This window comes from Nocardioides sp. NPDC004968, assembly GCF_040608935.1.
Classification (GTDB): Bacteria; Actinomycetota; Actinomycetes; order Propionibacteriales; family Nocardioidaceae; genus Nocardioides.
In genome coordinates this window covers 40,751-50,376 of sequence record NZ_JBEXJF010000038.1, presented here as the reverse complement: position 1 = coordinate 50,376, position 9,626 = coordinate 40,751, and the positions used below count along the sequence as shown (strand labels likewise).

8 protein-coding genes are annotated in these 9,626 nt (G+C 68.8%); all 8 read right to left on the bottom strand.

The window, feature by feature from the left end:
• Positions 1 to 83: 83 nt before the first annotated feature.
• Entirely contained in the window at positions 84 to 2,864 is a 2,781-nt protein-coding gene (locus tag ABZU72_RS24245; RefSeq protein WP_355021343.1) for a DEAD/DEAH box helicase, read from the bottom strand.
• Between the two features lie 30 nt (positions 2,865 to 2,894).
• The gene (locus ABZU72_RS24240) at positions 2,895 to 3,794 is read right to left on the bottom strand and encodes a YegS/Rv2252/BmrU family lipid kinase (RefSeq protein ID WP_355021342.1); all 900 of its coding nucleotides are present in this window, start codon (positions 3,792 to 3,794) and stop codon (positions 2,895 to 2,897) included.
• Between the two features lie 17 nt (positions 3,795 to 3,811).
• The gene (tatC, locus tag ABZU72_RS24235; protein ID WP_355021341.1) at positions 3,812 to 4,657 is read right to left on the bottom strand and encodes a twin-arginine translocase subunit TatC; all 846 of its coding nucleotides are present in this window, start codon (positions 4,655 to 4,657) and stop codon (positions 3,812 to 3,814) included.
• Positions 4,658 to 4,665: 8 nt separating this feature from the next.
• Complete coding sequence (gene tatA / locus ABZU72_RS24230) at positions 4,666 to 4,959, bottom strand: twin-arginine translocase TatA/TatE family subunit (RefSeq protein ID WP_141804833.1); 294 nt, start codon at positions 4,957 to 4,959, stop codon at positions 4,666 to 4,668.
• A gap of 38 nt (positions 4,960 to 4,997) precedes the next feature.
• The gene (locus ABZU72_RS24225; protein ID WP_355021340.1) at positions 4,998 to 6,050 is read right to left on the bottom strand and encodes a WYL domain-containing protein; all 1,053 of its coding nucleotides are present in this window, start codon (positions 6,048 to 6,050) and stop codon (positions 4,998 to 5,000) included.
• On the bottom strand, positions 6,047 to 6,988 hold the full coding sequence (locus ABZU72_RS24220) for a WYL domain-containing protein (protein WP_355021339.1): 942 nt from the start codon (positions 6,986 to 6,988) through the stop codon (positions 6,047 to 6,049). The genes ABZU72_RS24225 and ABZU72_RS24220 overlap by 4 nt, the downstream gene beginning before the upstream one ends.
• Before the next feature lie 68 nt (positions 6,989 to 7,056).
• Positions 7,057 to 8,037 carry an FKBP-type peptidyl-prolyl cis-trans isomerase gene (locus tag ABZU72_RS24215; protein ID WP_355021338.1) on the bottom strand — a complete coding sequence of 327 codons (981 nt, stop codon included), beginning with the start codon at positions 8,035 to 8,037 and terminating at the stop codon, positions 7,057 to 7,059.
• Between the two features lie 94 nt (positions 8,038 to 8,131).
• Positions 8,132 to 9,493 carry a Pup--protein ligase gene (pafA, locus tag ABZU72_RS24210; protein ID WP_355021337.1) on the bottom strand — a complete coding sequence of 454 codons (1,362 nt, stop codon included), beginning with the start codon at positions 9,491 to 9,493 and terminating at the stop codon, positions 8,132 to 8,134.
• Positions 9,494 to 9,626: the final 133 nt, after the last annotated feature.

The window sequence follows — 9,626 nt, the reverse complement described above, 5'->3', positions numbered from 1 at the left end:
ACACAGTCCATGTCGCGCTCGATGGGACTGTGTTGGTCTCGACACGCCTCCGCCTAAAGGCTCCGGCGGCTCGACCAGCGGCGCTACTCCACCACCGAGGAGTAGGCGACGACGCCGCGCTTGAGGAGGTCCATGGTCTGCCGGGCCGTGCGGCGCAGCGGGACGTCGCCGGCGGCGTCGGCGACCTGGCCGCAGAGGTCGATGAGCTGCTTGACCCAGCGGACGAAGTCGCCGGCGGCGAGCTCGACCTCGCTGAGGACGTCGTCGAGCTCGTCGCCCTCGGCCCAGCGGTAGGCGGCCCAGGCGAAGCCGAGGTCGGGCTGGCGGAGGAAGTCGAGCTTGTGGTCGCGCTCGAGGGCGTCGAGCTGGCCCCACAGCCGGACCGTCTCGGCGATGACGTCCTTGACCCGGCCGCCGGGGAGGCGGGGCGGGGTGGCGTCGTCGGCGCGACGGGCCTCGTAGACCAGCACCGAGAGGGCGGCGGCGAGCTCGGAGGGGGTCAGGTCGTCCCAGAGGCCCTCGCGGAGCGCCTCGGCGGCGACCAGGTCCATCTCGGAGTAGAGCCGCATCAGGTGGGTGCCGCGCTCGGTGACCGTCTCGCCCTCGAGGTAGTCGAGGGCGACCAGGACTTCGCAGACCCGGTCGAAGGTGCGCGCGACGGTGTTCGTACGCGCCTCCACCCGGCGGCGCAGCGTGTCGGTGTCGCGTGACAGCTTGAACCAGCGCTCGGCCCAGCGGGCGTGGTCCTCGCGGTCGGGGCAGTCGTGGCAGGGATGCATCTTCAGCTCGCGCCGCAGCTCGGAGATCTGGGTCTCCGCCGAGCTCTTGCGCTCCTTGCGGGCGGTCGGCGACCCCTCGTAGGGCACCGGTCGCAGGTCGCGGGTCTTCTCCCGAAGCCGGGAGGCCATGTCGCGCCGCATCTGCGGGTTGCGGCCGTTGAACGACTTCGGCACCCGCAGCCGGGTCTGGGCGACGATCGGCACGTTGAAGTCCATCATCGCCAGGCGCCGCGCCTGCCGGTCCTGGGTGATCACGTAGGGACGCGGCCCTTCGGGGTCGAATCCCGGGTCGAGGACGACGGCATATCCGGCGAACTTGCCCGTCGGCACGTCGATCACGTCACCGATCTTCAGCTTCGAGAGCGAATCGATGATCTCGTCGCGTCGGTCCGAACGCCGCTCGCGGGAAGAGGACTTCTCGACGTCGGAGATCTTGCGGCGGATCGCGGCGTACGCCATGAAGTCGCCGCGGTCGCACGTCACCGCCTCCTGGTAGCCCTCGAGCGCGTCCTCCGCCTTGCGCACCTGACGGGCCAGCCCGACGACCGCCTTGTCGGCCTGGAACTGCGCGAACGACTGCTCCAGCAGCTCGCGCGAGCGCGCCCGGCCGAACTGGTGCACCAGGTTGACCGCCATGTTGTAGGACGGCCTGAAGCTCGACCGCAGCGGATAGGTGCGTGTCGAGGCGAGGCCGGCGAGCTCGCGCGGGTTGAGCCCCTGCTGCCAGAGCACGACGCCGTGGCCCTCGACATCGAGGCCACGTCGGCCGGCGCGGCCGACGAGCTGGGTGTACTCCCCCGGCGAGAGGTTGACGTGGGCCTCGCCGTTCCACTTCGAGAGCTTCTCGATGACCACCGTGCGGGCAGGCATGTTGATGCCCAGCGCGAGCGTCTCGGTGGCGAAGACTGCCTTCACCAGGCCGCGCAGGAACAGCTCCTCCACGACCTGCTTGAACGCCGGCAGCAGCCCGGCGTGGTGGGCGGCGACGCCGCGGGAGAGGCCGTCGATCCAGTCGTGGTAGCCGAGGACGTGGCGGTCCTCGTCGGGCAGGTCGGCGCAGGCCTCCTCGACGTAGGCGAAGATCTCGTCGCGCTCGTCGGGCGTGGTCAGCCGCAGGTTGGCCTGGATGCACTGGCCGACCGCGGCGTCGCAACCGACCCGGGAGAAGACGAAGTTGATCGCGGGGAGCAGGTTGTCGCGCTGCAGGGCGGTGATGACCTCCACGCGCGACGGGATCCAGACCCGCCTCCCGTTGCCCACGCGCCGGTTCCCGTTGCCCTTGCGCTTGTCCTTGGGCGTACGCCGGTCGGTCATCCGTCCGGCCGCCCAGTCGTCGCGCGCCAGCCTCATCAGCTCGCCGTTGACCGGGGCGCCCTCCTTGACGAACCCGGCCGCCGCGTCGACGTCGGAGGAGGCGAACAGGTCCATGATCCGCCGGCCGGCCATCACGTGCTGGTAGAGCGGCACCGGCCGCTTCTCCTCGATGATCGTGGTGGTCTCACCACGCACCGTGGTCAGCCACTCGCCGAACTCCTCGGCGTTGGAGACGGTCGCGCTCAGCGAGACGACCGAGACCGACTCGGGCAGGTGGATGATGACCTCCTCCCAGACCGCGCCGCGGGAGCGGTCGGCGAGGTAGTGGACCTCGTCCATGACCACGAACCCGAGGCCCATCAGGGTCTGCGAGCCCGCGTAGAGCATGTTGCGCAGCACCTCGGTGGTCATCACCACGACCGGCGCCTCGCCGTTGACGACGTTGTCGCCGGTCAGCAGGCCGACCTGGTCGGGGCCGTAGCGCTTGACCAGGTCGTTGTACTTCTGGTTGGAGAGCGCCTTGATCGGGGTCGTGTAGAACGCCTTGCGACCGGTCGCGAGCGCCAGGTGGATGGCGAACTCGCCGACGATCGTCTTGCCCGACCCGGTCGGCGCGGCGACCAGAACGCCCTTGCCTTGCTCGATCTCCTTGCACGCCTCGATCTGGAAGTCGTCGAGCCCGAAGTCGTAGAGCGAGGCAAAGTCCCGGAAGACGGGGTAGTCCTTGTCACGCTTGAAAGCGGCGTACTTCTCCGCTGGCGAGGCGTCCATGGTCCCGAGCCTATCGACCGAGGCCGACAGTCAGGCGCGCGGTGGCACGAGTACGCCGAGAGCGGACGGCACGCACTCGACATCGAGCGGCAGGGGGCCGAGGCGCTCTCCGTCGCTGTAGGCGATCACACCGGGGGCGGAGGCCTTGATCCGGCGGGCGTGGATGCGCTCGAAGGCCGGATGGGTGAGGTGCTTGGCCTGGCGTACGCCGGGGAAGACGCGCAGGAACTCCAGCCGCGAGACCGGCTTGATGAGGATGGCGTCCAGCAGGCCGTCGGCGGGGTCGCAGTCCGCCGCGATCCGCAGGCCTCCTCCGTACGACTCGGTGTTGGCGATCGCCAGCAGCATCGCCTCCTGCTCGCGAACCGTGGTCGCGCCGGTCGAGTCCTCGATCTCCAGCCGGTAGGGCACCGGCTTCCAGCTACGGATCACCGACAGCGCGGCGAGCGTGTAGCGAAGATCGCCGTGGGGCCACCTCATCGCGTTGGCCCGCTCGTTGACCGCTGCGTCGAACCCGGCGGCCAAGACCGTGGCGAACCAGGTGTCATCGCTGCGGCCGAGGTCGATGCGACGGGTGTGGTTGCCTACGACCACGTCAGCGGCGGCGAGCGGATCGACCGTCGGGATCCCGAGCGCACGCGCGAAGTCGTTGCCGGTCCCGAGCGGGACGACTCCGAGGCTGACCTCGGTCTCGGCCAGTGCCTGGACCGCGACGTGGACCATGCCGTCACCGCCGAGGGTCACGACCGTGTCGACCCCGTCGGCAGCCGCCTTCCGGGCCAGCTCGAGAGCATGCTCGGCGTCGTCACCGATCAGGTGCTCGACGACGGCCCCCGAGGCCGCCAGCCTCGCGGTGACCGCATCGAGGATCTGGTCGGCGTGGCCACGGCCGGCGGTGGGGTTGGCGAGCAGGGCGATCTGGCGCGTCACCCGGTGAAGACTAGTGGTCAGATCACCGACGGGACGTCAGGATCCCCGATCATGTCCTTGCGCTTGCTGGCCTTCCGCCTGTCATGAGCCCGGGCGATGACCTCGGAGATCCCGAAGAGGACGACCATCGGGCCGGCCATGATCGTCATCGTGAACGGGTCACCCGACGGCGTCGCGACGGCGGCGAAGACGAAGGACCCGACGATGATCCAAGCGCGGTACTTGCCCAGGGCGGCACCGGGCAGGACCCCGATCCGGTTGAGCAGGATCACGAAGACCGGGATCTCGAAGGCGATGCCGAAGACCAGCAGCGTACGGCTCAGGAAGCTGAGGTATTCGCTGAACTCGACGATGTTCGTCAGGCCGTCAGGGACGAAGGCGAACAGGATCTCCAGGCCCTTGGGCAAGGTGACGTACCCGAGCAGGACACCGAGGAGGAAGAGCGGGCCGGCGACGGCCACGAAGATCCTCGACATCTTCTTCTCGTGGGCGTGCAGGCCCGGCATCAGGAACGCCCAGATCTGGTAGAGCCAGATCGGCGCGGTGCCGATGAACGCGGCCAGGCCGCACAGCTTCAGGTAGAGCATGAAGCCGCCCGCGGCGCCGTTGACGGAGCTCAGCGAGGCAGCGCCGCCCTCCTGGTCCATCATCTTGACGGCCTGGAGGTACGGGTCCATGACCAGATCGAAGAGCTGTTCGAAGAAGAACAGCGAGACGATGAAACCGACGACCAGAGCCAGGGCAGCCTTGATCACCCGCGCGCGTAGTTCACGCAGGTGGTCGGAGAGCGCCATCCGGCCGTCGTCGCCGATGGCGTGCTTGGGGGTGCCGCTGAAGATCGCGACAACACCGGCGATGGACAAGGTCGGCCTCAGTTGCCGGAGAGGCGCTCGCGCTCGGCCTTGATCTCGGCCTCACGACGCTCGAGCTCGGCGATCCGCTCCTGCTCGGAGGCGGTCAGCTCGGCCGGCTTCTCGGCCTTGTCGCCCTTCTCCTTCTCGTCCTCGTCGCGAAGACCCTTGGTCTCGGTCTTGAAGATGCGCAGCGCCTGACCGGTGCCGCGAGCGAGCTCAGGAAGCTTGGCGGCACCGAAGACGAGGATGACGATCGCCAAGATGATGAGCCACTCGGCTCCCTGCGGCATACCGATCAATGGAGTGAACATGAACTACCTCATCTACGTCTAGGGGGAACGCCAGAAGTCTACGCGCCCGTACGGTACAGGCTGAGTGCCTGCCGCGCAGACGCGGCAAACGATTCGGTGAACTCTGTGCTCATTTGCGCCCTTCGGGCGTCGGCATCCACGCTTCGGGCGTCCTCGGCCACGAGCTCAGCGTAGGGCGCGAGCCGGAGCAGGAAGCGGGTGAGCCAGCGCTGGTCGTAGACCCGCAGTCCCACCTCGAGCCCGCCGCCGGGCAGCTCGACCGGGTCGATCACCGAGTAGTACTCACCGACCCAGCGGGCCTCGGGAGCCAGCCGCACCCGGACGACCGTGCCGTAGTCCGTACGCTCCAGCAACCCGGCCGCGTCCTCGGCGCTCGCGCCGTCCTCCGGGTCGGTGGCCACCGGAGTCGCGAGCACCTCGGCGCCCCTGATCCGGTCGAGGCGGAAGCTGCGCGGCGCCTCTGCGGTGTGGCACCAGGCGTCGAGATACTCGATGTCGCGGATCGAGACCAGCGCGCGCGGATCGATGACCCGCGATGACTCCTCGTCGCGCGCCGGGACCCAGTAGTCGATGCGTACCTGGCGACCCTGGTCGATCGCGGTCGCGATCGCGGCATGGATCTGGACGAGCGAGGTGTCGACCAGTTCCTCGCCGGGGTCGACACGCGCCGCGGCGCCCTCGGCCGCCGCCTGTTCGAGCTTGGCCAGCGTACGGTCGACGACCTCCTTGGTCGCAGCAGCCACCGCTCCGCCCCGCAGCGCACGCAGCGCGACGATCACGGCGGTGGCCTCGATCGGGGTCAGCCGCAGCTGACGGTCGAGGTAGTCGGCGTTGGAGATCCGGATGACCCGGTCGCCGTCGGGCTCGGTCAGCGAGTCGATGTCGACGTCGATCAGGTCGTCGGGGTAGCCGCCGGGCAGGCCGCACATGAAGAGCACCTGCAGGTCCTTGACCAGCTGCTTCTCCTCGACGCCGAGGTCGGCGACGGCCTTGTCGAGGCGTACGTCGTCCTCTTGGGAGTAGAGGTAGGGCACCAGCGTCAGCAGACGCCCGACCTGGCCCTTGGCACCGCTCGCACCCGTCGCACTCATCGTGCGGCTCCGTCCAGGCGCGCCACCAGCTGCTCCAGCCGCGTGCCGACCTCGCGGCGCAGGTTCTCGGGCTCCTCGACGTAGGCGTCGGGGCCATGCCCCAGCACCGCCCCGACCAGGTCGGCGGGCACCCGGGTGAGCACCACACGGTCCCAGTCGTCGCTGCCGTCGGGTCCGGTCACCCCGGACTCGGTGGAGTCAGCGGCCCGTCGCAGGGTGTAGCCGCTCCCCTGCCGCAGCAGCAGGACGGCCTTGCCCGTGGGCGGGGCCGGCGCCAGGGTCCGTGCGATATCGCGTACGTCCACCTCGGCCGGCACCTCAAAGGCGTCGAACTCACCGACTGCCCGAGCCTCCCCCAGGACGCGGGAGAGCCGGAAGATGCGGGTGTCGTCGCGGTCGACGTCGTGGCCGACGGCGTACCAACGGCCCGAGTAGCGCACCACGCCCCACGGCTGCAGTCGCCGATGTGAGGGCTCGGCCGCCCGCGACCCGCGGTAGTCGAACTCGACGATCTGCCGGTCCTGCGTCGCGGCCACGAAGACGTCGAAGGAGCCCTCCTCCGCGGCCAGCCGCGGCTGCACGATCTCCAGCGCCGAGACGTCGGTCTCGAGCCCGGCGGCGTTGAGCTTGCGTACGGCCTCCGTGGTCGCCTCCGCCATCGAGGCGTTCTCCCAGACCTTGGTGGCCAGTGCGACCACGGCGAGCTCGTCGGCCTCGAGGGTGATCGGCGGCAGCGCGAACTGCTCGGGGCTGACCCGGTAACCGATCTCGTCCTCGAAGAAGGAGTCGATCACCCCGGTCTCGATCGGCACGCCGAGGCTGCGCAGCTCCTCCTTGTCGCGCTCGAACATCTTCTCGAACGCCTCACCGTGGGACGACGGGTAGAGGACCTCGCGGATCCGCTCCTTCGACACATTGTCACGCTGCACGAGCAACATGATGAGCAGGTTCATCAACCGCTCGGTCTTACCCGCCGCCACGGTGTGTTCTCCCCCTAGAGACTCTTCTACTGCGGAGCCGGGGTGGCTTCGGCCTTGACGACGTCGATGACGAAGTAGAGCGTGCTGTTGGCCGGGATCCCCGGCGTGCCGCCCTGGCCCGGCTTCTCCTCTGCACCGTAGCCCAGCTCCGGCGGGATCTGCAGCAGAACACGACTGCCGACCTTGACGCCCTCCAGGCCGTTGGTCCAGCCCGCGACCACCTGGTTGAGAGCGAACGGCACGGCCTCCTTGCTGAAGCTCTCGTCAAAGGGCTTCTTGGCGCCGTAGGTCATGCCGAGGTAGTTGGCGGTGACCGTCTGGTCGGTGGTGATCTCCTCGCCGTCGCCCTCGGTGACGATGGCCCGCTTGAGCCCCTCGTCGGCCTTCGGCTTGGCGATGCCGGTGAAGTCGAACCCGGTCGGCTTGCCGTTCTTCTCGACGACCTTCGGGAGCTCGGAGGCGTCGACGTCCTGCGGCGTCTTGTCGGCGGCGGGCTTCACCACGTCGACGACGACCAGCAGCGTGTCGTGGTTGCCGATGCCCATCTGCGGGTTGCCGCCCTCGCCGAGCAGGTCGGCCGAGCCGACGATGGCCTCGATCCGGTCGCCGACCTTGGCGCCCTTCAGGATGGTGCTCCACGGCTTCTCCGCCGGGAGCTCCTCACCCTCGGGCGCCTGGCTCTCGTAGGCCCAGTCCTTGTCCAGAGTGGTGGCGTTGCCGATGTAGATCTTGGCGAACACGCCGCGACCCTCCGGGATCTCCTCACCCTCGCCCTCGGTCAGCGTCTTGACCTTGGGGTCCTTGGGGTAGGCGATCGCGGACTCCCACTTCAGCGTGGGCGCCTTGTCGACCGCGGCCGAGACCGTGACGCCGTCGAAGCCGGAGACGGTCTCGTCGCCGTACCCCGTCTTCTCCTCGCCGCCGCAGGCGACCAGAGCCGGAATGAGCAGGGTGACGGCCAGCGCGCTCAGCGCGTGGCGCAGACGAGGCCGAGGAGCAGTGGGCACAGTGCAAACCTTCGTGAAATAGAGATAGACGACAGCGGAGCACACCATATCCGCCCGGTGGTTACCCCGCAGCGAAGCCACCCCGGCAGGGGTGTCACATGCCGTCGATCAGCCGCTGGACGCGCTCGTCGTACGCCTTCAGCGGGTCCTTGCACAGCACGGTGCGCTGCGCCTGGTCGTTGAGCTTGAGGTGGACCCAGTCGACGGTGAAGTCGCGGCGGCGCTCCTGCGCCTTCTTGATGAACTCGCCGCGGAGCCGGGCACGGGTGGTCTGCGGCGGCACCGACTTGGCCTCGAAGATCTTCAGGTCGGTGGTCGCGCGCTTGACCGCGCCCTTCTTCTCCAGCAGGTAGTAGAGGCCGCGGTTGCGGTGGATGTCGTGGTAGGCGAGGTCGAGCTGCGCGACGCGCGCGTGGCCCAGCGGAATGCCGTGCTTGGCGCGGTAGCGGTCGATCAGCTTCCACTTGATCACCCAGTCGATCTCGCGGTCGACCAGGGAGAGGTCGTCGGACTCGATCGCCTTCAGGCCGCGCTCCCACAGGTCGAGGGCGGCGAGCATGGTCGGGTCGGTGATCTCGCGGCGGTCGACGAACTCGCGCGCCTTGGACAGGTATTCGTTCTGGATGTCGAGGGCACTGGCCTCGCGGCCGTTGGCCAGCCGCACCTTGCGGCGGCCGGTCAGGTCATGGGCGATCTCGCGGATGGCGCGAATCGGGTTCTCCATCGTCATGTCGCGCAGGACGACGCCCTCCTCGATCATCCGCAGCACCAGGTGGCAGCTCGCGATCTTGAGCATCGTGGTGGTCTCGGACATGTTCGAGTCACCGACGATCACGTGCAGGCGCCGGTACTTCTCGGCGTCCGCGTGCGGCTCGTCGCGGGTGTTGATGATCGGCCGGGACCGTGTCGTCGCAGACGACACGCCCTCCCAGATGTGCTCGGCACGCTGCGAGACCGCGAACCCGGCACCCCGCGGGGTGTGGGTGACCTTGCCGGCGCCGACGATGAGCTGGCGGGTGACCAGGAACGGGATGAGCACGTCGGCGAGCTTGGAGAACTCCCCGGCGCGGCTGACCATGTAGTTCTCGTGGCAGCCGTAGGAGTTGCCGGCCGAGTCGGTGTTGTTCTTGAACAGGTAGATGTCGCCGGCGATGCCTTCGTCGTGCAGCCGCTGCTCGGCGTCGAGGAGCAGCCCCTCCAGGATCCGCTCCCCCGCCTTGTCGTGGGTGACGACCGAGATCACGTCGTCGCACTCGGGCGTGGCGTACTCGGGGTGGGAGCCGACGTCGAGGTAGAGCCTCGCGCCGTTCCTGAGGAACACGTTCGAGCTGCGGCCCCAGCTCACGACCTTGCGGAAGAGATAGCGGGCCACCTCGTCCGGGCTCAGCCGCCGCTGGCCGCGGAACGTGCAGGTCACGCCGTACTCGTTCTCGATGCCGAAGATGCGCCTGTCCATACCTGAAACCCTAGACGGTCGGCGGTCACTCCGGAGGCGTTCAGAGGTACGACACGGCGGGGCGCGCCGTCCACCGGCACGGCGACCGCGAGCCGGCGCCGGACGGGTCGAATCTCACATCGCTCACGAAGCC